This is a genomic window from Streptococcus mitis (assembly GCF_019929545.1).
GTDB classification, from domain to species: Bacteria; Bacillota; Bacilli; order Lactobacillales; family Streptococcaceae; genus Streptococcus; species Streptococcus mitis_BU.
This window is the reverse complement of the sequence record NZ_JAHZPT010000007.1, coordinates 12,562-36,079: the sequence shown is the minus strand read 5'-3', so window position 1 is coordinate 36,079 and position 23,518 is coordinate 12,562. Positions and strand designations below refer to the sequence as shown.

Genomic DNA, 23,518 nt, shown 5'->3' with positions numbered 1-23,518 from the left:
AGAAGTCTCTCTACCATCATCCATGCAGAAACAAGATTATATGAAATAAAAGGAGTGACCAATGACTGGAAACTATTCAACACGTGAATACCGTGAGAAATTATATGATGATCTTCATGTTCGATTAAGAGATACAGTGATTTTGATGTGTGCGATTTTTATTGCCTCTATCGGACTAAATATGAACTCAACAGCTGTCATTATTGGAGCCATGTTAATTTCACCTCTCATGACACCGATTGTTGGACTGGGGTTTGGTTTAGCTATTTTTGACACGCGTTTAATCAAGCAATCTCTAGAGGTTTTATTTACCCAAGTATTGGTCAGCTTGCTTGTCTCAGCTCTGTATTTCTGGATTTCTCCCTTATCTTATGAAAGTAGCGAATTGATTGCACGAACCTCTCCAACCATTTGGGATGTTCTCATTGCTATTGCTGGTGGGATAGCAGGTTTCATTGGTTCAAGGAAAAAAGAAGCAAACAATATCGTACCAGGAGTAGCCATTGCAACAGCTCTGATGCCACCTATCTGCACTGCAGGTTACGGTTTAGCTAATGGAAATGTACGATTTTTATTTGGAGCTCTTTATCTTTTCTTGATCAACTGTGTCTTTATCATGCTAATCAACATTGTTGGAACAAGAATTATGATGAGAAAATCTCCCTTAAGTTCATTTAAAGAGCTAAACATTAAAATGAGAATTGGGTTGATATCCTTGATTGTATTATTGATTCTTCCGGCTAGTTATTCAGCAATTACTTTGACGATAGATCAAGCGCGAAAAGAAGGAATCAAACAGTTTGTAGGAAAAGAGTTCGCCAATCACACGGTCATTAATCAAGTCTACAAATCAAGAAACAATGAGTTGGTCTTGACGGTTGTTGGAGATCCGATTTCAGAAGAAGAATTAGAAACGCTCCACCAAAAACAAGCCTCTTACGGTATTCAATCTGTTCAATTGAAAGTCAATCAAGTTCATAATTCGACAAAATTAGACAGTGATTCGACCAAGGAATTTTATGAAACCATTAACAAGTATATCGATCAAAAACTCTCTGAAAAGGATTCACAAAAAGATCTCGTAAAAGAAAATGAAGCAGACAAGGATTGAGGACAATGAACTGAATCGGTTTTTACGCCGTGTTTTTCTTGTATCTTCCTCTTTCTTACTTATAGCAGGTTGTTTTTGATAAATCTAAGCAACACTAAATGATGAAGTGAAAGGGGATGAATCTTTGATAGTATTCATTTATTGTGAAATATGATATATTTATTAATTAGATGGATGAATACTTCTAGAGTTAAATATAGCATAATAGGGACAGACTTTTTGGTTTATTTTTGTTTGTAGTCGGATTATGAAAGAATATCCAATATTATGCGATAAGATAGAATGTTACAAAAAAGAAAGGGGATGCAATCCGATGAAGAAAGACAGATTAATTGTATTGACAGATGCTGTTCTAGCAATTATTATGACCATCTTGATTTTAGAGTTAGAAAAACCAACAACACCAAGTCTTGAAGCTTTTTGGGATTTACGGCAAAATTTCTTTGCTTGTTTTCTTTCCTTTTTCTGGTTGGGATCGTTATGGATGGCACTAAACACATTATGGGAAAAGGTTGAGAAAATTTCCTCAGAAATTATTTGGTGGAATTTGTTTCTACTCTTGGAGCGGCAGGAGTTCTCTTTGGAGAATTTCATGCCATCCAAGATACCAGTCTGAATGATGTGGTGGACCGGATCTATATAAATGTCAAGGATTTACCGTTTCAGTCCTTGGGAGCTTTAGCTAATATCCTGTCTGATGTTAAGAAGGGACTGATTCAAGACAGTCATATCTGGTCTTTCTTCCAGTCATTTTTCAAACAATATCAGTTGATAATCAGCTTAAATCAGATCTATCAGTTTGTCTATCTTTCTCTGATGGAGATCATGTCCTATCTTCACTTTGATTATTGGAAAAAACGGCTCGGTCAGGAGCTAGTATGAATAAGGAGAACAAATGAGACGTTTAAAAATGTTATGGCATATTATACAGGTTACGGGTTTTACTCGGTTTGCTCTGAGTTTTGTGACCTTTGTTTTTGGGTCAGGAGGCGTGCTTTTCCTAGTTGAACCTGCTATCACAAATTACGGAGACGGTCTTTGGTATGCTTTTGTGACTTCGACGACTGTCGGCTACGGGGATCTCCTAGCTGTGACCTTGATTGGAAGGATTACCAGTGTCTTCTTGACGATTTATGGGCTCATATTTTTTGGCTGTTTATCAGCTGTTATTATTAATTATTATACCGATTTAAATAAGGAAAGAGGAGAGGACAAATGACTGCCAATTATTCAACACGGGAATACCGTGAGAAATTATACGATGACCTTCATGTTCGATTGAGAGATACAGCGATTTTGATGTGTGCAATTTTTATTGCCTCTATCGGTCTAAATATGAATTCAACAGCTGTTATTATTGGAGCCATGTTAATTTCACCTCTCATGACACCGATTGTTGGACTGGGATTCGGTTTAGCTATTTTTGATACGCGTTTAATCAAGCAATCTCTAGAGGTTTTATTGACTCAAGTGTTGGTCAGTTTGCTTGTCTCGACTCTGTATTTCTGGATTTCTCCCTTGTCTTATGCAAGTAGCGAGTTGATCGCACGAACCTCTCCAACCATTTGGGATGTTCTCATTGCTATTGCTGGTGGGATTGCTGGTGTGATCGGTTCAAGGAAAAAAGAAGCAAACAATATCGTGCCAGGAGTAGCCATTGCTACAGCTTTGATGCCGCCTATCTGTACTGCTGGCTATGGTTTAGCTAATGGGAATGTACGATTTTTATTGGGGGCTCTCTATCTTTTCTTGATCAACTGTGTCTTTATCATGCTAGCCAACATTGTTGGAACAAGAATTTTGATGAGAAAATCTCCTTTAACTTCATTTAAAGAGCTGAGCATTAAAATGAGAATTGGCTTGATTTCTTTGATTGTATTGTTGATTCTTCCAGCTAGCTATTCGGCAGTTACTCTGACAATAGAACAAGCGCGCAAAGAAGGGATCAAACAGTTTGTAGGAAAAGAGTTCGCCAATTATACGGTTATTAATCAAGTCTACAAGTCAAGTAACAATGAATTGGTCTTGACGGTTGTTGGAGATCCGATTTCAGAAGAAGAATTAGAAACACTCCACCAAAAACAAGCCTCTTACGGTATTCAATCTGTTCAATTGAAAGTGAATCAAGTTCAGAACTCGCCAACATTAGATAGTGAAGCGACCAAGGAATTTTATGAAAACATTGACAAGTATATTGATCAAAAACTCTCTGAAAAAGATTCACAAAACGATCTCGTAAAAGAAAATGAAGCAGACAAGGATTGAGGATACTGACTTTATCTAACTCATGAAAGTAAATCTTGTGTGGTGGTTTGGTCAATCACTACTAGCTCGGATTAAATAATACTCTTCGAAAATCAAATTCAAACCACGTCAGCGTCGCCTTACCGTACTCAAGTACAGCTTGCGGCTAGCTTCCTAGTTTGCTTTTTGATTTTCATTGAGTAAAAATATAAAAAGCAACAGCTGAAATAGTTGTTGCTTTTTAGGTAGCTAGGATTTTATCTCTTATTTCTCAACGCGTGATTTGTTGGCGATATCAGCTAGGATAGCTTGAACAAAGTCATCAACTGAGACAGTTTGTGTTTCTTTTTGGCCATAGCGACGAACGTTAACAGTTCCGTCTTCCATTTCCTTGTCCCCAACGATCAATTGGTAAGGAATCTTGCTTGTTTGTGACGCACGGATCTTGAACTGCATTTTTTCATTGCGCTCATCTACATCTGCACGGACACCACGGTCACGGAGTTTTTTAGCTACTTCCCATGCGTAGTCCACGTGTTTTTCGTTAGATACTGGGATGAGAGTTACTTGGTGAGGTGCTAGCCATGTTGGGAAGGCACCCTTGTAGTTCTCAATCAAGATAGCTGTGAAGCGTTCCATAGTTGAGATAACTCCACGGTGGATCATAACTGGACGGTGCTCTTCACCATCAGCTCCGATATATTTAAGGTCGAAGCGTTCTGGAAGCAAGAAGTCAAGTTGGATAGTAGAAAGAGTTTCTTCTTTTCCAAGAGCGGTCTTAACTTGAATATCCAATTTTGGTCCGTAGAAGGCTGCTTCACCTTCGGCTTCAAAGTAGTCCACGCCCATTTCATCAAGGGCTGCACGAAGCATGGTTTGAGCATTTTCCCACATCTCATCATTATCAAAGTACTTATGAGTATCTTGAGGGTCGCGAAGAGAGAGACGGAAGCGGTATTCATTCAAGTTGAAATCTTCATAAACATCGATAATCAACTGAAGGGCGCGTTGGAATTCTTCTTGGATTTGTTCTGGAGTCACAAAGAGGTGACCGTCGTTGAGTGACATTTCACGTACACGTTGAAGACCAGTGAGTGCACCAGATTTTTCATAACGGTGCATCATACCGATTTCAGCGATACGGATTGGCAACTCACGGTAAGAGTGAACATGGTGTTTGAAGACTTGGATGTGGTGCGGACAGTTCATTGGACGAAGGACAAATTCTTCCCCGTCACCCATGTCCATAGTTGGGAACATGTCTTCTTGGTAATGATCCCAGTGACCAGAAGTCTTGTAAAGTTCAACAGAAGCAAGTGGTGGAGTGTAGACGTGTTGGTAGCCAGAAGCTAGCTCTTTGTCTACGATGTAGCGTTCCAACTCACGACGAATAGTCGCACCATTTGGCAACCAGAATGGCAAACCTTGACCAACCTCTTGAGAAATCATGAAGAGATCAAGCTCTTTACCAAGTTTGCGGTGGTCACGTTCCTTAGCTTCTTCACGCATTTGGAGGTAGTTTTTCAAGTCTTTCTTGTCGAACCAAGCTGTACCATAGATACGTTGCATCATAGCGTTGTCGCTATTTCCACGCCAGTAAGCACCCGCTACATGGAGAAGGTGGAAGATTTGGATGCGGCCTGTTGAAGGGACGTGTGGGCCACGGCAAAGGTCTACATATTCACCCTGACGGTAGATGGTCAAACCACCTTCGTCTTCTGAGTGTTCTTCAATCAATTCTAATTTGTAAGGGTCGTTCTTGAAGATTTCACGTGCATCGTCTTTAGTAACTTCTTCACGGATTGATGGGAAGTTTTCTTTGACAATTTTTTGCATTTCTTCTTCGATACGAGGAAGGTCTTCGTTAGAGATTTGACCAGCTGTGTTGTCAGTATCGTAGTAGAAACCATCTTCGATGGCTGGACCAACTCCCAAGTGAATGTCTGGGAAAAGACGACGAGCTGCTTGGGCGAACAAGTGAGCTGCTGAGTGACGCAAGATTGGAAGGGCATCTTCGTGATCAGGTGTCACGATTTCGATGCTTCCATCTTCAGTGATAGCACGAGTAGTGTCGATGAGTTTGCCGTTGAATTTACCAGCCAAGGCCTTTTTAGCTAGGGAATTGCTGATAGATTGGGCAATTTCAAAAGTAGTAACGCCAGATTCGAATTCACGAACAGCGCCATCTGGGAAAGTAATGTTAATCATGATGTTCTCCTTACTTATATTATTGACGAATGTGTTAACCCTATTCTGAAAACAGGGATAGAGGATTGTGAAAGCTAGAAAAACAAAAAGCGACATCCTCGAAAGGACGTCGCAACGTGGTTCCACCTTCATTTATGTTCCTCAAAAAAGAGGGACACCTCTGATTGGCTCTAACGTGGCCACCGTTTTATGTTTTCATAAAAAACTCAAGAGTAGTATCAGTTTAGGCTCTCTATGCGTTTCCAGCAACCACGCACTCTCTAGTAGAAAGGGACTAAGTGACTTGTCTCTATGGATTATTATAGCATGATTGTGAGATTTTTCAAGGATTTTGTGAAAGTTTTTTGTTTTTCATTTTTTGTAGAATATGCTTGATGCCAATACCGGAAGCCATGCCCACCAGAGCAAAGATTTCATAGGCTAAAAAGTAAAACCAGATAAATTCACCGAAGGTTATGATAGTAAAGCAAAAGAGCAGTCCGTTACCAATTAACCACCAAAGTGAGAAACGGAAACGGTAGCTATAGAGTAGCGATATAATCAAGATTACCAGAGGTGTAAAGAAGAGAAGATTGTTTATACAGAGTCCCTTGAGTGTAAGGGGGTCAGAAACAACTAGCAAGACCAACTCATAAAGTGGCCAATAAAAGAAAAATATGACCAGATAGTAGGGGAGATGGAAATAGAATCTACGCATGATAATCACCTCGTTTTAAAAAAACAGACAACTTAGATTTCTTGCTATGATTATTATAGCATGTTTAAAACAAGAAAGTAAATCTGTTGACAAAGAAGTTAGTTATTGGTAGAATAGGGATTGTCGTAAAGACAAATAACTTCTTCTTGGTTACAGGCATGCCAACCTGTCACTCGGATGAAGCCAAATAAAAAGGAGAAACATCATGGCAATCTCAAAAGAGAAAAAAAATGAAATCATCGCACAATATGCACGTCACGAAGGTGATACAGGTTCAGTAGAGGTTCAAGTTGCTGTCCTTACTTGGGAAATCAACCACCTTAACGAACACATCAAACAACACAAAAAAGACCACGCTACTTACCGTGGATTGATGAAAAAAATCGGTCGCCGTCGTAACTTGCTTGCATACTTGCGTAAAAACGACGTTAACCGTTACCGTGAGTTGATTAACTCTCTAGGACTTCGTCGCTAATTTTGCGTCTAAACCGTTTCTATACTTCGTTGGCTTCGGCTCGATGTACCATTAGTACAATCTTCGCCTCGTCGCCTAGTCTATAAACGGTTTATCCAGCAAGACTGGAGCTCTCTGATTTTCAGAGGGTTTTTTTATTGAGGTTTTATCGGTCACAATTTTGGAGACTACAAAAACCTCAAATGGTATCAGCTAATTACACCATAAAGGTGCGTAGCTACTCGGCTTTTCAAGCCGAGTAGCTGTCTGCAAGCTCCTTCGGAGAGCCCACACTTTACGAAGTAAAGTATAGTATGTTATACTCTACATGGAAGTAGTCACTGAATTCCAGTTAGAAATTACTTTGTAACTACGTTTTGAGGAGGAGTAAAATGCTTTCCTATGTTCGACATTACCCACTAGCGATAGCTAAATTAATGTGTCTGTGCTCTCCTAAAATCTGCTGATTTATTACTGACCAATACAGGAGGTTTTTTATGGGACAGACAATCATATCTGCTATTGGTGTTTATATTTCCACCAGTATCGATTATTTAATTATTTTATTTATTTTATTTGCACAGCTATCACAGAACAAACAAAAATGGCATATTTATGCGGGGCAATATCTAGGCACAGGCTTACTTGTAGGGGCGAGTTTAGTTGCTGCTTATGTCGTTAATTTCGTGCCTGAAGAATGGATGGTTGGATTGCTTGGTTTAATCCCTATCTATTTAGGGATTCGCTTTGCAATTGTTGGAGAAGGTGAGGAAGAAGAGGAAGAAATTATTGAAAGATTAGAACAAAGCAAGGCAAATCAACTGTTTTGGACAGTTACATTGCTGACAATTGCGTCTGGCGGAGATAATTTAGGTATCTATATACCTTATTTTGCTTCATTAGATTGGTCACAGACCCTCGTGGCGTTGCTTGTGTTTGTAATCGGCATAATTATCTTATGCGAGCTTAGTCGGGTGTTATCCTCTATTCCGTTAATATTCGAGACAATTGAAAAATACGAGCGAATCATTGTGCCCTTAGTATTCATTCTACTTGGACTATACATCATGTATGAAAATGGCACGATAGAGACTTTTCTGACCGTGTAGATTTTTTTGTTTCACTAGGATTTTAGCCCGAGCTCAAATCAGCTCTCTGATTTTCAGAGGGCTTTTTATGTTGTCACTTTACCTCGATATACTCAAGTATAATCTTCGGTTACGATTATTAGCACTGTAAGACCAACTATATTCATTTGTTCTCATCTTGTTACGCAGTTGAAAATATGGTATACTTTTTCATGAGAATTTTCTAAATTTTTAAGATTCTATCAAAGGAGGTTTGCATGCTTTCCAAATTTTCTGGAAGCCGACAAGACCAGCAATTTGTGTTACTTTTAGTTATTTTGCTAGGTATTTTAGGGATTTCTCTCTTTCTAGCAGTTTCAATGGGATCTGTTGCGATTGATCTAGGAGATACCTATCGGATTATTTTGAGCAGGTTGGGATTTCCTCTTGAGATAGGAGAGGTTTCCAAGTCCACTCTTGTCATTGTATGGAACATGAGATTTCCCCGAGTATTGTTAGGTCTGATAGTGGGAGCAGGCCTTTCTATGTGTGGTAGCGTGATGCAGTCCACAGTGAACAATCCCATCGCTGAGCCTTATGTCTTAGGAATATCTGCGGGTGCAACTCTAGGGGCAACTTTGAGCATCATTCTTGGTTTAAAAGTGATGATTAGCCTTGGAGCTTTTCTTGGAGCTATTTTGGCAACAATTTCTGTCCTCATCATTGCCTCTATGCAGGGAAGGATGACGACTTCTAGTCTGATTTTATCAGGAACGGTGGTCAATGCTCTCTTTCTGGCTTTTTCAAACTTTATTATCTCAGTTGGTGCTAATGCGGACAGTGTGATGACCATTAAGTTTTGGACCATGGGCTCGCTTGCTGGGACTACCTGGGCAGACTTGGTCCTGCCAACTATAATAGTAGGAATGGCCTTTCTATTTTTCTCTACTCAGTATCGTGTTTTCAATGCGATGATGATGGGAGATGAGGCTGCTTTAACTTTGGGGATTCCCTTACGCTTTTATTGGTATCTTTATGTGACCATGGTGGCTGTGCTGACAGCAGTCTTAGTGGCAACCTGTGGGATTATTGGATTTGTCGGTCTGATTACTCCACATTTAGCTCGAGGGTTAGTAGGAACGAATTACAAGAGGCTTTTTCCTGTTGCAACCTTGATGGGTTCCCTCTTTGTCATCTGGGCAGATGTACTCTCTCGTATCACCATTCCAAACGCAGAGCTTCCTATTGGTATTTTCACAGCCTTAGTAGGTGCTCCCTTCTTTATCTATATTGTTGGAGGTAGGCGAAGGGAGGTGAGGGTCTGATATGGACTTGATTTGTCAGGATATCCATTTTGGACTAGGAGAGAAAAAAATCCTCAAAGGAGTCTCTCTTAAGGTTGAGGGGCATCAATTTCACACGATATTAGGACCAAATGGAAGCGGAAAAACCAGCTTGCTTAAACTCCTCTATCGTCAGGAAAAGGCGGACAAAGGCTTGATAAGCCTAGATGGAAAGCCACTGGAGCATTGGTCACTCAAAGAAACAGCTAAGCAAATGGCGGTCGTCACCCAGTTTAATCAATTGCAGTTTGATTGTACAGTTGAGGAAATCGTCTTGCTGGGAAGAACTCCCCACCTCTCTTTTTTACAGAAGGAAAGGGAAAGAGATTTTACACTTGTTCAAGATGCCCTCGTTAAGGTGGATATGCTCGAGAAGAAAACTCGTCTCTATTCGTCCCTGTCAGGGGGAGAAAAACAGCGAGTCTTACTAGCCCGCGCCTTGGCGCAAGAACCGACTCTCTTGCTCCTGGACGAACCAACCAATCACCTGGATATCAAGTATCAGCTAGACTTGTTGGCCATTGTGAAGAATCTCAAGGTCAATGTTCTAGCTGTCCTACATGATATTCAACTTGCTTGTCGCTATTCGGATTATCTCTATCTGATGAAAGAGGGGGAAATCCTTTACCAAGGGACTCCAAAGGAGACCATCACCCCTGAGTCATTGCAAACTGTATACGGAGTTCAAAGTCAGGTGACTTGGACCGAGGACCAGCAAGCTATGATTCACTATTTATAAGAATGAAAAGGAAAACAAGATGAAAAAAACACTCAGTATTTTACTCGTAACAGTAGCTACCCTAACCATGGCAGCTTGTGGTAACACTACTACAGAAAAAGCTACCACACAATCTAGCACAGAGACAAGTCAAAAGGCTAACGCAGAGACGACTTATCCGTTAACAGTTAAAACCTATGATGCTAAAGGAAATGAAGTAGAACAAGTCTTTGACAAGGCACCTGAAAAAGTTATCACCAACAATCTTTCAACCACTGAAATCTTATTGGAGTTGGGGTTGAAGGATAAAATTGTTGGTATGCTCAATCCAGACAATGCTGTGACGGACAAATACAAGGACGCGATTGCGACGATTCCTCAAATTGGGGATAAAAAAACAGTCTCACAAGAGACAGTCCTTTCTTATGAGCCAGACTCTGTGATGGGTCGAAACATGATGTTTTCTGAAAAATCCTTGGGGACAGTTAGTACTTGGAATGAAAACAAAATCCCAGTTTATACTCAAAAAGCTTCTCTCTCAACAATTCAGCAAGATTTGGGAAATATTGTAGAAGATGTCAAAAATCTTGGAATGATTTTTAATGTTCAGGACAAGGCCAATGAATACGCAGCCCAATTACAAACTAAAATTGACGCTGTTAAGAAAGCAAATCCAGCAAGCCAAGGTGAAAAGAAAAAGGCTTTGATTATGGTTGCTTATAATGATGAAACCTTCGGTGCCTACAAGTCTGCTTTGCAAGAAAGTTTGCTGAACCAACTTGGTTATACAAACGTTGCTACGGGGACATCAGGCTTGACCTTGGAAAATCTCGTGTCAATGGATCCTGAATTGATTATCTATGTAACCAGCGACCGCAATAAAAAATTGGATGAAAAAGCAGTAGAGTTGATGAAGGCAAATGCTGTTTTGGAAAGCGTTCCTGCTATTAAGAATCAAAAAATCATGACCATCTCTTACGATGAGTTGATGGATTATGGTCCAGCAGTGATTGATTCCCTTGAGAAAATCAATGACTTTATCAATAAATAATGAGTTTGATTGGGAAGGAATTCAAGTTAAAATCAGCCTTCCCTCTAACTACGACCCCAATCAAACCTATCCGGCTATTTTATTGAATGATGGAAACTTAGATTTCCTATCGTACCTCTCCGAATCTATGATTTTAGTGGGCTTGACCTCTAAAAATCGCTTAGACGACTACACTCCCTGGGCGACATCGGCTATGAGAGATGGAGCTCCAGATTTTGGAGGTCAGGCCAACGCCTATCATGATCATTTATTTGGAGGTCTTTTAGACAAGTTGCAGTCGCTTTATCGACTTGATGAAAATCGCCTTGCTTATGGAGGTTATTCACTAGGTGGTTTGGCGGCAGTCTACAGTCTTTTCAGCTTTGACAAGGTTTCCTGTGTCTTTTCCATCTGCGGTTCTTTTTGGTATCCTGATTTTGTGACTTACTGCAAGGCAGAGACAGTGAAAAATCTAGACTGTTTGCTGTATTTACAGAATGGTCAATCAGAAGGAGCACACCATACTAATCGCTTGGCTCAAGCACCAACCTATGCTGAGCAGATCCATACCAGTCTTCAGAAATACTATCCGAACGGTCAATTTGTCTTTGATCCTTATGGACACCATGAACAAGTAGCTGAACGATTTTTAGCCTTTTCCAGCTGGTTGACCCAAAAATGGGAAATCGAATAACAGATTTATCCCTTGGCAAAAGCCAAGGGATTGTTGTATTTGTTTGTTTAACCAAGGTTTTCTCTCTTTTTATCTGGATTCCATACGAAGCTTGCGATAAAGCTAAAGATTATGGTTAGGATAGCGAGGATAATGGCAAGGATGAGGGCAGGAATGCGGATAAACCACCAGAGTGGATTTGGTTTTTTATCATTATGCCATTGTTTCGTTTCTTGGTCTAGACGTTGGAATTCTGTTTGGATACGATTGGCGACTGTTTCAATGCCGTCATCATTCATTTTCTTGATATCTGAGATATCGATTGGATTTCCAAAGTTCATATCGACACGTTCACGACTAATCAAGCCCTTCAAAGTCATGGGACCTGTGTAGGTAACCGGCATGATACGGACCTTGGCCATTTTGGCAATCAGAGCTACGCCACCCTTGACATCGTTTGAGTGTCGGCTTCCACTTGGAAACATGATGAGAGAGCGGTCACTTTTTTTGAGAACATTGATAGGATATTTGATGGCTGAGGCGCTAGGATTTTCACGGTCGATAGGAAAGGCACCACACATACGAATCCACCAGCCAAAGATACGGTTGGTAAAGAGCTCTTTTTTGGCCATAAAGATAAATTGTTTTGGTTTGGTCGCAAAGGCCATATAAACTGGATCCCACCAGGTGCGGTGAGGTGCAACCAAAATATAATTTTCATCTTGATTAGGAATTTTATCAGTATTATGATAGTGGGCATTGCCATTGATGGACCATAGGAGCAAGACAACCAATCCACGTAAATAAGTATAAAACATGCGATCTCCTTCGATTATTTTCTTGTTATTATTATACCTTATCAAAGGAGGGCTGGCAAACTTTTCCCTTGACTAGGTGCATATTTGGGGTGAGATTAGAATTCTTTTAGAAAAAATGATATGATAGAATTTATGGATAAAAATAAGATTATGGGATTAACCCAAAGAGAAGTCAAGGAAAGACAGGCTAAGGGCTTGGTCAATGATTTTACTGCTTCGGCCAGTACCAGCACTTGGCAAATCATCAAACGAAATGTCTTTACCCTTTTTAACGCTTTGAACTTTGCCATTGCTTTGGCACTAGCCTTTGTGCAGGCTTGGAGCAATCTGGTCTTCTTTGCTGTTATCTGCTTTAACGCTTTTTCTGGAATTGTGACCGAGCTGCGGGCTAAACACATGGTGGACAAGCTCAATCTCATGACCAAGGAAAAGGTCAAAACCATCCGTGATGGCCAAGAAGTGGCTCTGAATCCTGAAGAATTGGTGTTAGGAGATGTCATTCGTTTGTCTGCAGGAGAGCAGATTCCTAGTGATGCCTTGGTTTTGGAAGGCTTTGCGGAAGTCAATGAAGCCATGTTGACGGGGGAAAGTGATTTGGTGCAAAAGGAAGTTGAAGCCTTGCTTTTGTCTGGAAGTTTCCTAGCCAGTGGGTCGGTTTTGGCTCAAGTTCACCATGTAGGTGCAGACAACTATGCTGCCAAACTCATGCTGGAAGCCAAGACCGTTAAACCTATTAACTCCCGTATCATGAAATCGCTGGATAGGTTAGCAGGTTTTACTGGGAAGATTATCATTCCTTTTGGTCTGGCTCTCTTGCTAGAAGCCTTGCTTTTAAAAGGCTTGCCTCTTAAGTCGTCCGTTGTAAATTCGTCGACAGCCCTACTGGGAATGTTGCCTAAGGGAATTGCCCTTTTGACCATTACTTCGCTCTTGACTGCAGTGATTAAGTTGGGCTTGAAAAAGGTCTTGGTGCAGGAGATGTACTCTGTTGAGACCCTGGCGCGCGTGGATATGCTCTGTCTGGACAAGACGGGCACCATCACCCAAGGAAAAATGCAGGTGGAGGCTGTTCTTCCGCTGATGGAAGATTATGATGAAGAGGCTATTGCCAGCATCCTGACTAGTTACATGGCTCATAGTGAAGATAAAAATCCAACAGCCCAAGCTATTCGAAAGCGTTTTGTGGGAGAAGTTTCTTATCCTATGCTTTCCAATCTTCCTTTCTCAAGCGATCGCAAGTGGGGAGCCATGGAGTTAGAAGGTTTGGGAACGATTTTCTTAGGTGCACCTGAGATGTTGCTGGATTCTGAGGTCCCTGAAGCCGGAGAGGCCTTGGAGAGAGGTTCACGTGTCTTGGTCTTAGCTCTCAGTCAGGAGAAATTAGACCATCATAAACCACAAAAACCATTTGATATTCAGGCTCTAGCCTTGCTGGAAATCTTGGACCCCATTCGAGAGGGAGCAGCAGAAACGCTGGACTATCTCCGTTCTCAGGAAGTGGGGCTCAAGATTATCTCTGGTGACAATCCAGTTACGGTGTCCAGCATTGCCCAGAAGGCTGGTTTTGCAGACTATGACAGTTATGTAGATTGCTCGAAAATTACGGATGAGGAATTGATTGCTATGGCTGAGGAGACCGCTATTTTTGGACGTGTTTCCCCTCATCAAAAGAAACTCATCATCCAAACACTGAAAAAAGCGGGTCATACAACAGCTATGACGGGGGATGGAGTTAATGATATCCTGGCTCTTCGTGAGGCTGATTGTTCTATCGTGATGGCTGAGGGAGATCCTGCGACTCGTCAGATTGCCAATCTGGTTCTCTTGAACTCAGACTTTAATGATGTTCCTGAGATTCTCTTTGAAGGTCGTCGCGTGGTCAATAACATTGCCCACATTGCACCGATTTTCTTGATAAAGACCATCTATTCTTTCTTGCTCGCAGTTATCTGTATCGCCAGTGCTCTTCTGGGACGGTCTGAGTGGATCTTGATTTTCCCCTTCATTCCAATTCAGATAACCATGATCGACCAGTTTGTGGAAGGTTTCCCACCATTCGTTCTGACTTTTGAGCGAAATATCAAACCTGTTGAGCCAAACTTCCTCAGAAGATCCATGCTTCGTGCCCTACCAAGTGCTCTCATGGTTGTGTTCAGTGTCCTGTTTGTGAAAATATTTGGAAGTAGCCAAGGTTGGTCTGAGTTAGAAATCTCAACTCTACTCTATTATCTCTTGGGGTCAATTGGTTTCTTATCCGTATTTAGAGCCTGCATGCCATTTACCCTATGGCGTGTCCTCTTGATTGTCTGGTCAGTAGGAGGCTTCCTAGCCACAGCTCTCTTCCCAAGAATTCAAAAACTACTTGAAATTTCAACCTTAACAGGACAAACATTACCTGTTTATGGTGTCATGATGTTGGTCTTTACCGTGATATTTATCTTAACCAGTCGTTACCAAGCGAAAAAATAAAGAAAGGCTGCAATCTGTGGATTGCGGTCTTTTTAGGTAAAAGATTGCCAGCTGAAATGTGGTATAATAAGAGGTAATAGAGTTTTGGAAAGTGAGAGAAAATGATTTCAAAGAGATTAGAATTAGTGGCTTCCTTTGTGCCACAGGGAGCTATTTTACTAGATGTGGGAAGTGACCATGCTTATCTGCCTATCGACTTGGTCGAAAGAGGAAAAATCGAAAGTGCCATTGCAGGTGAGGTGGTGGAAGGTCCCTACCAATCTGCAGTCAAAAATGTTGAGGCTCACAGCCTAAAGGAGAAAATCCAGGTTCGTTTAGCCAATGGCTTGGCAGCCTTTGAAGAGTCAGACCAAGTGTCTGTCATTACCATTGCTGGTATGGGTGGTCGTTTGATTGCTAGGATTTTAGAAGAAGGCTTGGACAAGTTAGCTAATGTAGAACGATTGATCCTTCAGCCCAATAATCGTGAAGACGACTTGCGTATCTGGCTACAAGAGAACGGATTTCAGATTGTAGCTGAAAGCATCTTAGAAGAAGCTGGCAAGTTTTACGAGATTTTGGTGGTGGAAGCAGGACAAATGAAGCTATCAGCCAGTGATGTTCGCTTTGGACCTTTCTTGTCCAAAGAGATCAGTCCAGTCTTTGTCCAAAAATGGCAAAAAGAAGCTGATAAGCTAGAGTTTGCCCTTGGGCAAATCCCAGACAAAAATCTGGAGGAACGTCAAGTTCTAGTAGATAAAATTCAAGCCATCAAGGAGGTGCTCCATGTTAGCAAGTGAAGTGATTAACGTGTATGAAGCCTTTTGTCCTCAGGAATTTTCCATGGAGGGAGACAGTCGTGGTCTGCAAATTGGCACTTTGGACAAGGATATCCAAAGGGTCATGGTGGCTCTCGATATTCGTGAAGAAACGGTGGCTGAAGCCATTGAAAAGGGTGTGGACTTGATTATTGCCAAGCACGCTCCGATTTTCCGTCCTATCAAGGACTTGGTATCTAGTCGTCCGCAAAATCAGATTTACATTGATCTCATCAAGCATGACATCGCAGTTTATGTCAGCCATACCAATATTGACATCGTTGAAAATGGCCTCAATGATTGGTTCTGTCAGATGCTAGGTATCGAGGAAACTATCTATCTGCAGGAAACTGGCCCTGAACGTGGAATTGGACGTATTGGAAATGTTCCGACTCAGACATTTGGGGAATTAGCACAACATGTCAAGCAAGTATTTGGCCTAGATAGTCTTCGAATGGTGCATTATCAAGAGAGAGATTTGCAGAAGCCTATTTCAAGAGTGGCCATCTGTGGTGGTAGCGGGCAGTCTTTCTATAAGGATGCTTTGGCAAAGGGGGCAGATGTTTATATCACTGGTGATATTTACTACCACACTGCTCAGGATATGCTGTCTGATGGCTTGCTAGCCTTGGACCCAGGTCACTATATCGAAGTGCTTTTTGTAGAAAAAATTGCAGAGCTTCTTAATCAATGGAAAGAGGAAAAAGGCTGGACTATTGATATCTTACCTAGTCAAGCATCGACCAATCCTTTCCACCATATCTAGTTAGAAGGTGAAGACAATGAAAAAAGTTGCCATTATTGGAGCAGGGATTGTAGGTGCAACAGCTGCCTACTACCTCTCGAAAGAAAGTGACCTAGAGGTGACCGTTTTTGACCATGGACAGGGGCAAGCCACCAAGGCAGCAGCGGGAATTATCAGTCCGTGGTTTTCCAAACGCCGCAATAAGGCCTGGTACAAAATGGCGCGCTTGGGGGCTGACTTTTATGTGGATTTATTAGCAGATTTAGAGAAGTCAGGACAAGAAATCGACTTTTACCAGCGTTCGGGAGTCTTTCTCCTGAAAAAGGATGAAACTAAGTTGGAAGAACTCTATCAACTAGCCCTCCAGCGTAGAGAAGAATCTCCTTTGATAGGGCAATTAGCCATTCTGGACTCAGCATCAGCTAATGAATTATTCCCTGGCTTGCAGGAATTTGATCACCTGCTCTATGCTTCTGGTGGAGCGAGAGTAGATGGCCAACTTTTAGTGACTCGTTTGCTGGAAGCCAGTCACGTCAAGCTGGTCAAAGAAAAAGTGACTCTGATACCTTTAGCATCAGGTTACCAGATTGACGAAGAGGTGTTTGATCAGGTTATTTTGGCGATGGGAGCTTGGTTGGGACATCTGTTAGAGCCTTTAGGTTATGAAGTAGATGTTCGTCCCCAAAAGGGGCAACTCCGAGATTATCAACTTGCCCAAGACATGGAAGCTTACCCTGTTGTTATGCCAGAAGGGGAGTGGGATTTGATTCCTTTTGCAGGTGGGAAATTATCCCTAGGCGCTACCCATGAAAATGATATGGGATTTGATTTGACGGTAGATGAAACCTTACTCCAACAAATGGAGGAGGCAGCCTTGCCTCACTATCCAGTCTTGGCAGTAGCGACTTCAAGAGCTGAGCGTGTGGGAATCCGTGCCTATACCAGTGATTTCTCTCCTTTCTTTGGACAAGTACCTGGCTTATCAGGTGTCTATGCTGCTAGTGGACTAGGTTCCTCAGGCCTCACAACTGGTCCTATCATTGGTTACCATCTAGCTCAACTGATCCAAGACAAGGAGTTGACCTTGGACCCTCTAAACTACCCAATTGAAAACTATGTCAAACGGGTAAAAAGCGAATAAGCATTTTACTGAAATTTTATCCTACCCTCTAGGATGGCAAATGACATTCCCTATCAAAAATGGTAAAATAAGAAAAAATAATCTGAGAATCGAGGAAAGAAGATGCAAGAAAAGATTTTGGTAACGGGTGGAGCAGGTTTTATCGGAACCCACACTGTTATTGAGTTAATCCAAGCAGGTCATCAAGTTGTTGTGGTGGATAACCTTGTTAATAGTAACAGAAAAAGTTTAGAAGTTGTTGAAAGAATCACAGGAGTTGAAATTCCGTTTTATGAGGCAGATATCCGTGACACAGATACACTCAGAGATATTTTCAAGCAAGAAGAACCAACTGGTGTCATTCATTTTGCTGGCTTGAAGGCTGTCGGTGAATCTACCCGTATTCCTCTTGCCTACTATGACAATAATATCGCTGGAACTGTTAGTCTTTTGAAGGTCATGGAAGAAAACAACTGTAAAAACATCATTTTCAGTTCTTCTGCGACAGTTTACGGAGATCCTCATACAGTGCCAATCTTGGAAGATTTCCCACTTTCAGTGACCAATCCATATGGCCGTACCAAACTCATGCTTGAGGAAATTTTGACCGATATCTACAAGGCAAACTCAGAATGGAATGTGGTCTTGCTTCGTTACTTTAACCCAATCGGAGCTCATGAAAGTGGAGACCTAGGAGAAAATCCAAATGGTATTCCAAACAACCTCTTGCCATATGTGACTCAAGTAGCCGTTGGAAAATTAGAGCAAGTGCAAGTGTTTGGAGATGATTACGATACGGAAGATGGAACTGGTGTTCGTGACTATATCCACGTTGTCGATTTGGCTAAAGGTCACGTTGCAGCTCTGAAAAAAATCCAAAAAGGTTCAGGCCTAAACGTTTATAACCTTGGAACAGGTAAAGGCTACTCAGTTCTTGAAATTATCCAAAACATGGAAAAAGCGGTGGGACGTCCAATTCCTTACCGTATCGTAGACCGTCGCCCAGGGGATATCGCAGCCTGCTATTCAGATCCTGCAAAAGCCAAAGCAGAACTCGGCTGGGAAGCAGAATTAGGCATCACCCAAATGTGTGAAGACGCATGGCGTTGGCAAAGCAAGCATCCAAATGGATTTGAAGACTAAGATGGTGATGTCAATCATTGTCCCCTGTTTAAACGAAGAGGAAGTACTTCCTCTTTTTTATCAGGCTTTGGAAGCTTTACTTCCAGATTTGGAGACAGAAATCGAGTATGTCTTTGTCGACGATGGATCAAGTGATGGGACCTTGGAACTCTTAAAGTCCTATCGGGAGCAAAATCCGGCAGTTCATTATATTTCTTTCTCTCGAAATTTTGGCAAAGAAGCAGCTCTCTATGCAGGCTTGCAATATGCGACAGGAGATTTGGTGGTGGTGATGGATGCAGACCTCCAAGATCCTCCTAGTATGTTGCTTGAGATGAAAGCTCTACTAGACAAAAATGCAGACTTGGACTGTGTTGGAACACGCAGAACCAGTCGAGGGGGAGAACCCTTCTTTCGCAGTTTCTGTGCTAATCTCTTTTATCGTCTTATGCAAAAAATTAGTCCAGTAGCCTTGCCATCAGGTGTCCGTGATTTTCGCATGATGAGAAGATCTGTAGTCGATGCTATTTTAGCTTTGACCGAGTCCAATCGTTTTTCAAAGGGGCTCTTTGCCTGGGTGGGTTTTAAAACCCACTATCTGGACTATCCAAATGTCGAAAGGCAGGCTGGCAAGACCAGTTGGAGTTTTAGGCAACTCTTTTTCTACTCCATTGAAGGGATTGTTAATTTTTCAGATTTTCCCTTGATTATCGCCTTTGTGGCAGGTCTCCTATCTTGTTTTATTTCTCTACTTATGACCTTTTTTGTTGTGGTTCGGACCCTCATTTTGGGCAATCCGACATCAGGTTGGACCTCTCTGATGGCTGTTATTCTCTTTCTCGGAGGGATTCAACTCTTGACCATTGGGATTCTCGGCAAGTATATCAGTAAGATTTATCTAGAGACTAAAAAAAGACCACTTTATCTCGTCAAAGAAAAAAGTGACCTTCCTGATCTTACAGAAAAAAATAAAGAGAAAAGACTATAATTTTGCATGGAAATATGCTAAACTAGAAGGAGTGGAACGTTCTTATCGATGTTAGAGTTAATCTTTAATCAAGGCACGTGTCGGACAGTTTCTAACAGCTTCTACGACGTCCTGACTAGGAGAGATTTCTTTTTCTAGTTGGTCAGGGTCATCGTAAAAACGCACGATTCCATTATCGTGGTAATCAAATAATTCAGAATAAGTTTGGCAAAGCCCACAGGCAATGCAACGTTCAGGTATAAGTGTGATTTTCATATTTATATTGTAATAAGAAAAGTAAAAAAAAACAAGGAGTAAGGTATGGCAAAAGAACCGTGGCAAGAAGATATTTATGAGAATCAAGAAGAAACAAGATCAGAACGTCGTAAGAGAGAACAAGGTGGAGGAGTGCTGGCTAATCGTATCTTGACTATTTTAGCAAGTATTTTCTTTGTGATTGTAGTTGTGATGATTATTGTTCTTATCTATCTTTCATCGGGTGGGAGTAATCGCACAGCAGCCTTGAAAGATTTTCACGATTCAGATACAAAAGTAGAGCAAGTTTCTTCTACTTCTAGTAGTAGTTCAGAGCAGGCATCTTCTAGTTCAGAGGAGAAGGTAGAAGAGTCATCTAGTAGCTCAGAACATCCAAATGATCCAGAAGGAACTACAAAAGTTATGGCTGGAGAAGGAGAAGCCGCCATTGCCGCTCGTGCAGGAATCTCGATTGCTCAGTTAGAGGCTTTGAATCCTGGCCATATGGCTACAGGATCTTGGTTTGCTAATCCTGGAGATGTGATTAAGACTAGATAGGAGTCATAAATGAAGACGATTCAAATTGCTATCGATGGTCCAGCTTCAAGTGGCAAGAGTACGGTCGCAAAGATTATTGCCAAGGATTTTGGATTCACCTACCTAGATACAGGTGCTATGTATCGTGCAGCGACCTACATGGCTCTCAAGAACCAATTAGAAGTTGAACAAGTTGAAGAACTCTTAGACTTATTGGACCAGCATCCAATCAGTTTCGGGCGCTCAGAAACTGGAGAACAGCTTGTCTTTGTAGGAGATGTGGATATTACCCATCCTATCCGTGAAAATGAAGTGACCAATCATGTTTCTGCCATCGCAGCAATTCCTGAAGTGCGTGAGAAACTAGTTTCTCTCCAACAAGAGATTGCCCAGCAAGGCGGTATTGTCATGGATGGTCGCGATATTGGGACTGTTGTATTGCCACAAGCAGAATTGAAAATTTTCCTAGTAGCTTCGGTAGATGAAAGAGCAGAGCGCCGTTACAAGGAAAATATTGCCAAGGGAATTGAAACAGACCTTGAAACCCTAAAAGAGGAAATTGCTGCGCGTGACTACAAGGATAGTCATCGTGAGACTTCGCCTCTCAAACAAGCAGAGGACGCTGTCTACCTTGATACAACTGGCTTGAAAATTCAAGAAGTAGTTGAAAAAATCAAAGCAGAAGCTGAAAAAAGAATGTAGATGTAGAAAAGCCGATAGATTGATATCGGTTTTTTCTAAATTTGTCAAAATGCTGATTTTAGGGTATAATAGTTGCTGTTCGAGAAATTTTGATTTTCAAAGAATAGTGAATGATGATAAGGAGAAACCATGAACAACCTACCAAATTGCCCAAAATGTAACTCAGAGTATGTCTACGAAGACGGTGCCCTACTGGTTTGCCCAGAGTGTGCTTATGAGTGGAATCCTGCTGAAGTTGCAGATGTAGAAGAGGGCCTTGTTGCTATCGATGCCAATGGAAATAAATTGGCTGATGGTGATACTGTAACCCTCATCAAGGATTTGAAAGTAAAAGGTGCGCCAAAAGATTTGAAACAAGGGACGCGCGTGAAGAATATCCGCATCGTAGAAGGCGACCACAATATCGACTGTAAAATTGATGGCTTTGGTGCCATGAAACTCAAATCAGAGTTTGTGAAGAAAATTTAAGCATGTCAAAACACTATAAACTTGTATTTTATAGCCGTATCTTCTTGTTTCTAGCGGCTTTTACGGGAGTTTATCTTGAAATCGCCAAGCATGGTGGATTTGGGATGCTGCTCTATTATACGGTTCTGTCCAACCTCTTAGTAGCGATTTTTACGCTCTATCTCCTAAAGGTTATGAGCCGTTTAGGTGAAAACTGGCAAAGGCCAAGTCTCTTGCGCTTAAAAGGTGGAGTCACTATGAGTATCATGATTACCTGTGTGATTTACCATTTCCTCTTGGCACCCATTGCGACTAATTTCTATACCCTAGAAAATTTCCTTTGCCACTATATCGTTCCCCTTTGGTTTTTAGCAGATACCCTCTTTTTTGACAAACAGGGTCAATACAAGATTTGGGATCCAATTGTGTGGACGATTTTACCCTTGCTGTATATGATTTTTGCTCTTTTTAATGGCTTGGTACTGAAACTTGATGTTCCTAATTCTAAGGTCAGTCCCTTCCCTTACTTCTTTTTGAATGTAAACAAGGGTTGGGATGTCGTGTTCAAGTGGTGTCTGATTATCTTTGTTGCCTATATGGTGGCAGGATTTATCTTCTACTTTATTAAGCAAATCAAGAGAAAGTCATCCTAAGACACAAGGGATTCATTTTCGAGTTTAAGAAGGAGTCTATACACTAAAGAGGCTTCTTCTTTTCTTGCCTGTTTGATAACTATCAAAAAAGTAGAAGATTAAGAGAAATATAGAAAGAGATTTCATGAAACAATTTTTAGAACGGGCCAGTATTTTGGCTCTCTCCCTCGTTTTGATTACCTCCTTTTCCATCTCGAGTGCCCTGCCAGCTATGTTTGACTATTATCAAGGTTATCCTAAGGAACAAATTGAGCTCTTAGCGAGCTTGCCATCTTTTGGGATCATGATTATGTTACTACTAAATGGTTTCTTAGAAAAAATATTTCCTGAGCGCTTACAGATCAGTTTGGGATTGCTGATTTTATCACTAAGTGGAACTGCTCCCTTTTGGTACCAAGCTTATCCTTTTGTCTTTGGAACACGGATTCTTTTTGGTTTAGGTGTTGGGATGATCAATGCCAAGGCCATTTCTATTATCAGTGAACGCTATCAAGGAAAAACGAGAATTCAGATGTTAGGGCTACGCGGTTCTGCAGAGGTCGTTGGGGCTTCTCTCATTACCTTGGCAGTCGGCCAATTGTTGGCCTTTGGTTGGACAGCTACTTTCTTAGCTTATAGTGCTGGATTTTTAGTTCTGATCCTTTATCTGCTCTTTGTACCTTATGGAAAAGAAAAGAAAGAAGTCAAGAAAAAAACGAAGGAAGCAAGTCGCTTAACTCGGGAAATGAAGGGCTTGATTTTTATCTTAGCTATTGAAGCGGCGGTTGTAGTTTGTACCAATACAGCTATTACCATCCGTATTCCAAGTCTGATGGTGGAAAGAGGACTGGGAGATGCCCAGTTATCTAGTTTTGTTCTTAGTGTCATGCAGTTAATCGGGATTGTGGCTGGTGTGAGTTTTTCTTTCCTGATTTCAATATTTAAAGAGAAACTGCTCCTCTGGTCTGGTATTACCTTCGGCTTAGGGCAAATCGTGATTGCCTTGTCTCCATCCTTGTGGGTGGTAGTGGCAGGAAGTATTCTGGCTGGCTTTGCCTACAGTGTAGCCTTGACGACAGTCTTTCAACTTGTCTCTGAACGAATTCCAGCTAAACTCCTCAATCAAGCAACCTCATTTGCAGTTTTAGGCTGTAGTTTCGGAGCCTTTACGACTCCATTCGTTCTAGGTGCAATTGGCTTATTAACTCACAATGGGATGTTGGTCTTTGCTATCTTAGGATCTTGGTTAATTGTAACCTCTATCTTTGTCATGTACCTACTTCAAAAGAGAGCTTAGGATTGGTTTCCTAAGTTTTTCTTTTTTGGATTTTTGTACCCAGACACTATTTGATTTAGGGCCTT

General features: G+C 41.3%; 26 protein-coding genes and 1 pseudogene. 22 read left to right on the top strand and 5 right to left on the bottom strand.

The genetic code is table 11. The features are described from left to right. Positions 1–61: 61 nt before the first annotated feature. From K1I71_RS03665 to K1I71_RS03645, 5 genes are all read left to right on the top strand, one after another. Positions 62–1,111, top strand: a complete 1,050-nt coding sequence (locus K1I71_RS03665) for a DUF389 domain-containing protein (RefSeq protein WP_000147503.1) — start codon at positions 62–64, stop codon at positions 1,109–1,111. Positions 1,112–1,424: 313 nt separating this feature from the next. Further along, complete coding sequence (locus tag K1I71_RS03660) at positions 1,425–1,727, top strand: TMEM175 family protein (RefSeq protein WP_004240734.1); 303 nt, start codon at positions 1,425–1,427, stop codon at positions 1,725–1,727. Beyond that, a complete protein-coding gene (locus K1I71_RS03655) occupies positions 1,652–1,993 on the top strand; it encodes a hypothetical protein (RefSeq protein ID WP_000397556.1) in 342 nt (113 codons plus the stop codon). The genes K1I71_RS03660 and K1I71_RS03655 overlap by 76 nt, the downstream gene beginning before the upstream one ends. A 13-nt stretch (positions 1,994–2,006) precedes the next feature. Further along, entirely contained in the window at positions 2,007–2,330 is a 324-nt protein-coding gene (locus tag K1I71_RS03650; RefSeq protein WP_001253404.1) for a potassium channel family protein, read from the top strand. Beyond that, on the top strand, positions 2,327–3,376 hold the full coding sequence (locus K1I71_RS03645) for a DUF389 domain-containing protein (RefSeq protein ID WP_000126416.1): 1,050 nt from the start codon (positions 2,327–2,329) through the stop codon (positions 3,374–3,376). Before K1I71_RS03650 ends, K1I71_RS03645 begins: the two co-directional genes overlap by 4 nt. Positions 3,377–3,619: 243 nt before the next feature. On the opposite strand, the gene thrS is transcribed toward K1I71_RS03645, so the two are convergent. From thrS to K1I71_RS03635, 3 genes and pseudogenes are all read right to left on the bottom strand, one after another. Beyond that, positions 3,620–5,563 carry a threonine--tRNA ligase gene (gene thrS / locus K1I71_RS03640; protein WP_223330251.1) on the bottom strand — a complete coding sequence of 648 codons (1,944 nt, stop codon included), beginning with the start codon at positions 5,561–5,563 and terminating at the stop codon, positions 3,620–3,622. A gap of 40 nt (positions 5,564–5,603) precedes the next feature. After that, positions 5,604–5,812: pseudogene (locus K1I71_RS09565) on the bottom strand (hypothetical protein). Positions 5,813–5,885: 73 nt separating this feature from the next. Then, complete coding sequence (locus tag K1I71_RS03635; protein WP_223330250.1) at positions 5,886–6,260, bottom strand: hypothetical protein; 375 nt, start codon at positions 6,258–6,260, stop codon at positions 5,886–5,888. Between the two features lie 205 nt (positions 6,261–6,465). Between K1I71_RS03635 and rpsO the strand changes: the two genes are divergently transcribed. From rpsO to K1I71_RS03605, 6 genes are all read left to right on the top strand, one after another. After that, positions 6,466–6,735, top strand: a complete 270-nt coding sequence (gene rpsO, locus K1I71_RS03630) for a 30S ribosomal protein S15 (protein ID WP_001018251.1) — start codon at positions 6,466–6,468, stop codon at positions 6,733–6,735. Between the two features lie 476 nt (positions 6,736–7,211). Beyond that, positions 7,212–7,823, top strand: a complete 612-nt coding sequence (locus K1I71_RS03625) for a CadD family cadmium resistance transporter (protein ID WP_223330249.1) — start codon at positions 7,212–7,214, stop codon at positions 7,821–7,823. A 236-nt stretch (positions 7,824–8,059) separates the two neighbouring features. Then, positions 8,060–9,106 carry a FecCD family ABC transporter permease gene (locus K1I71_RS03620; protein ID WP_223330248.1) on the top strand — a complete coding sequence of 349 codons (1,047 nt, stop codon included), beginning with the start codon at positions 8,060–8,062 and terminating at the stop codon, positions 9,104–9,106. A 1-nt stretch (position 9,107) separates the two neighbouring features. Next, the gene (locus tag K1I71_RS03615) at positions 9,108–9,863 is read left to right on the top strand and encodes an ABC transporter ATP-binding protein (RefSeq protein ID WP_223330247.1); all 756 of its coding nucleotides are present in this window, start codon (positions 9,108–9,110) and stop codon (positions 9,861–9,863) included. A 19-nt stretch (positions 9,864–9,882) separates the two neighbouring features. Continuing rightward, complete coding sequence (locus K1I71_RS03610) at positions 9,883–10,893, top strand: ABC transporter substrate-binding protein (protein WP_223330246.1); 1,011 nt, start codon at positions 9,883–9,885, stop codon at positions 10,891–10,893. Next, positions 10,874–11,566 (top strand): alpha/beta hydrolase, encoded by a 693-nt coding sequence (locus tag K1I71_RS03605; RefSeq protein WP_223330245.1) that lies wholly within the window; start codon positions 10,874–10,876, stop codon positions 11,564–11,566. Before K1I71_RS03610 ends, K1I71_RS03605 begins: the two co-directional genes overlap by 20 nt. A 47-nt stretch (positions 11,567–11,613) precedes the next feature. Here the strand turns inward: K1I71_RS03605 and K1I71_RS03600 are convergent, their stop codons facing one another. Continuing rightward, on the bottom strand, positions 11,614–12,363 hold the full coding sequence (locus K1I71_RS03600) for a lysophospholipid acyltransferase family protein (protein ID WP_223330244.1): 750 nt from the start codon (positions 12,361–12,363) through the stop codon (positions 11,614–11,616). Positions 12,364–12,495: 132 nt separating this feature from the next. Here K1I71_RS03600 and K1I71_RS03595 point away from each other — a divergent pair, with 132 nt between their 5' ends. The 6 genes from K1I71_RS03595 to K1I71_RS03570 all read left to right on the top strand — a co-directional run bounded on the left by K1I71_RS03595 (position 12,496) and on the right by K1I71_RS03570 (position 19,604). Next, positions 12,496–14,832 (top strand): cation-translocating P-type ATPase, encoded by a 2,337-nt coding sequence (locus K1I71_RS03595; RefSeq protein ID WP_223330243.1) that lies wholly within the window; start codon positions 12,496–12,498, stop codon positions 14,830–14,832. A gap of 101 nt (positions 14,833–14,933) precedes the next feature. Then, on the top strand, positions 14,934–15,611 hold the full coding sequence (locus K1I71_RS03590; protein WP_223330242.1) for a tRNA (adenine(22)-N(1))-methyltransferase: 678 nt from the start codon (positions 14,934–14,936) through the stop codon (positions 15,609–15,611). Next, a complete protein-coding gene (locus K1I71_RS03585) occupies positions 15,598–16,395 on the top strand; it encodes a Nif3-like dinuclear metal center hexameric protein (protein WP_223330241.1) in 798 nt (265 codons plus the stop codon). Before K1I71_RS03590 ends, K1I71_RS03585 begins: the two co-directional genes overlap by 14 nt. Before the next feature lie 16 nt (positions 16,396–16,411). Continuing rightward, the gene (locus K1I71_RS03580) at positions 16,412–17,515 is read left to right on the top strand and encodes an NAD(P)/FAD-dependent oxidoreductase (protein WP_203213396.1); all 1,104 of its coding nucleotides are present in this window, start codon (positions 16,412–16,414) and stop codon (positions 17,513–17,515) included. Between the two features lie 102 nt (positions 17,516–17,617). Then, positions 17,618–18,637: a UDP-glucose 4-epimerase GalE gene (galE, locus tag K1I71_RS03575; RefSeq protein WP_049502394.1), complete on the top strand. Its 1,020-nt coding sequence runs from the start codon at positions 17,618–17,620 to the stop codon at positions 18,635–18,637. A 1-nt stretch (position 18,638) separates the two neighbouring features. Further along, the gene (locus K1I71_RS03570) at positions 18,639–19,604 is read left to right on the top strand and encodes a glycosyltransferase family 2 protein (RefSeq protein ID WP_033686887.1); all 966 of its coding nucleotides are present in this window, start codon (positions 18,639–18,641) and stop codon (positions 19,602–19,604) included. A 57-nt stretch (positions 19,605–19,661) separates the two neighbouring features. On the opposite strand, the gene K1I71_RS03565 is transcribed toward K1I71_RS03570, so the two are convergent. Further along, a complete protein-coding gene (locus K1I71_RS03565) occupies positions 19,662–19,859 on the bottom strand; it encodes a ferredoxin (protein WP_004235080.1) in 198 nt (65 codons plus the stop codon). Positions 19,860–19,904: 45 nt separating this feature from the next. On the opposite strand from K1I71_RS03565, the gene K1I71_RS03560 reads away from it, so the two are divergent. From K1I71_RS03560 to K1I71_RS03540, 5 genes are all read left to right on the top strand, one after another. After that, a complete protein-coding gene (locus K1I71_RS03560) occupies positions 19,905–20,396 on the top strand; it encodes an SAG1386/EF1546 family surface-associated protein (RefSeq protein WP_023946238.1) in 492 nt (163 codons plus the stop codon). Between the two features lie 9 nt (positions 20,397–20,405). Beyond that, positions 20,406–21,077 carry a (d)CMP kinase gene (gene cmk / locus K1I71_RS03555; protein WP_033686813.1) on the top strand — a complete coding sequence of 224 codons (672 nt, stop codon included), beginning with the start codon at positions 20,406–20,408 and terminating at the stop codon, positions 21,075–21,077. Between the two features lie 129 nt (positions 21,078–21,206). Next, positions 21,207–21,545 (top strand): zinc ribbon domain-containing protein YjdM, encoded by a 339-nt coding sequence (locus tag K1I71_RS03550; RefSeq protein ID WP_001061596.1) that lies wholly within the window; start codon positions 21,207–21,209, stop codon positions 21,543–21,545. Between the two features lie 2 nt (positions 21,546–21,547). Next, positions 21,548–22,177 (top strand): Pr6Pr family membrane protein, encoded by a 630-nt coding sequence (locus K1I71_RS03545; RefSeq protein WP_000033942.1) that lies wholly within the window; start codon positions 21,548–21,550, stop codon positions 22,175–22,177. Positions 22,178–22,301: 124 nt separating this feature from the next. After that, on the top strand, positions 22,302–23,453 hold the full coding sequence (locus K1I71_RS03540) for an MFS transporter (RefSeq protein WP_023946242.1): 1,152 nt from the start codon (positions 22,302–22,304) through the stop codon (positions 23,451–23,453). Positions 23,454–23,518: the final 65 nt, after the last annotated feature.

What these genes read in the sequence shown, in the direction of transcription:
- K1I71_RS03660 (WP_004240734.1), top strand. Translation starts at nt 1,425, where the DNA reads ATGAAGAAAGACAGATTAATTGTATTGACAGATGCTGTTCTAGCAATT.
- K1I71_RS03580 (WP_203213396.1), top strand. Translation starts at nt 16,412, where the DNA reads ATGAAAAAAGTTGCCATTATTGGAGCAGGGATTGTAGGTGCAACAGCT.
- K1I71_RS03595 (WP_223330243.1), top strand. Translation starts at nt 12,496, where the DNA reads ATGGATAAAAATAAGATTATGGGATTAACCCAAAGAGAAGTCAAGGAA.
- K1I71_RS03635 (WP_223330250.1), bottom strand. Translation starts at nt 6,260, where the DNA reads ATGCGTAGATTCTATTTCCATCTCCCCTACTATCTGGTCATATTTTTC.
- K1I71_RS03590 (WP_223330242.1), top strand. Translation starts at nt 14,934, where the DNA reads ATGATTTCAAAGAGATTAGAATTAGTGGCTTCCTTTGTGCCACAGGGA.
- K1I71_RS03585 (WP_223330241.1), top strand. Translation starts at nt 15,598, where the DNA reads ATGTTAGCAAGTGAAGTGATTAACGTGTATGAAGCCTTTTGTCCTCAG.
- K1I71_RS03550 (WP_001061596.1), top strand. Translation starts at nt 21,207, where the DNA reads ATGAACAACCTACCAAATTGCCCAAAATGTAACTCAGAGTATGTCTAC.
- K1I71_RS03565 (WP_004235080.1), bottom strand. Translation starts at nt 19,859, where the DNA reads ATGAAAATCACACTTATACCTGAACGTTGCATTGCCTGTGGGCTTTGC.
- K1I71_RS03600 (WP_223330244.1), bottom strand. Translation starts at nt 12,363, where the DNA reads ATGTTTTATACTTATTTACGTGGATTGGTTGTCTTGCTCCTATGGTCC.
- K1I71_RS03625 (WP_223330249.1), top strand. Translation starts at nt 7,212, where the DNA reads ATGGGACAGACAATCATATCTGCTATTGGTGTTTATATTTCCACCAGT.
- K1I71_RS03560 (WP_023946238.1), top strand. Translation starts at nt 19,905, where the DNA reads ATGGCAAAAGAACCGTGGCAAGAAGATATTTATGAGAATCAAGAAGAA.
- K1I71_RS03645 (WP_000126416.1), top strand. Translation starts at nt 2,327, where the DNA reads ATGACTGCCAATTATTCAACACGGGAATACCGTGAGAAATTATACGAT.
- thrS (WP_223330251.1), bottom strand. Translation starts at nt 5,563, where the DNA reads ATGATTAACATTACTTTCCCAGATGGCGCTGTTCGTGAATTCGAATCT.
- K1I71_RS03650 (WP_001253404.1), top strand. Translation starts at nt 2,007, where the DNA reads ATGAGACGTTTAAAAATGTTATGGCATATTATACAGGTTACGGGTTTT.
- K1I71_RS03540 (WP_023946242.1), top strand. Translation starts at nt 22,302, where the DNA reads ATGAAACAATTTTTAGAACGGGCCAGTATTTTGGCTCTCTCCCTCGTT.
- cmk (WP_033686813.1), top strand. Translation starts at nt 20,406, where the DNA reads ATGAAGACGATTCAAATTGCTATCGATGGTCCAGCTTCAAGTGGCAAG.
- K1I71_RS03615 (WP_223330247.1), top strand. Translation starts at nt 9,108, where the DNA reads ATGGACTTGATTTGTCAGGATATCCATTTTGGACTAGGAGAGAAAAAA.
- K1I71_RS03620 (WP_223330248.1), top strand. Translation starts at nt 8,060, where the DNA reads ATGCTTTCCAAATTTTCTGGAAGCCGACAAGACCAGCAATTTGTGTTA.
- K1I71_RS03570 (WP_033686887.1), top strand. Translation starts at nt 18,639, where the DNA reads ATGGTGATGTCAATCATTGTCCCCTGTTTAAACGAAGAGGAAGTACTT.
- K1I71_RS03605 (WP_223330245.1), top strand. Translation starts at nt 10,874, where the DNA reads ATGACTTTATCAATAAATAATGAGTTTGATTGGGAAGGAATTCAAGTT.
- K1I71_RS03610 (WP_223330246.1), top strand. Translation starts at nt 9,883, where the DNA reads ATGAAAAAAACACTCAGTATTTTACTCGTAACAGTAGCTACCCTAACC.
- galE (WP_049502394.1), top strand. Translation starts at nt 17,618, where the DNA reads ATGCAAGAAAAGATTTTGGTAACGGGTGGAGCAGGTTTTATCGGAACC.
- K1I71_RS03545 (WP_000033942.1), top strand. Translation starts at nt 21,548, where the DNA reads ATGTCAAAACACTATAAACTTGTATTTTATAGCCGTATCTTCTTGTTT.
- rpsO (WP_001018251.1), top strand. Translation starts at nt 6,466, where the DNA reads ATGGCAATCTCAAAAGAGAAAAAAAATGAAATCATCGCACAATATGCA.
- K1I71_RS03665 (WP_000147503.1), top strand. Translation starts at nt 62, where the DNA reads ATGACTGGAAACTATTCAACACGTGAATACCGTGAGAAATTATATGAT.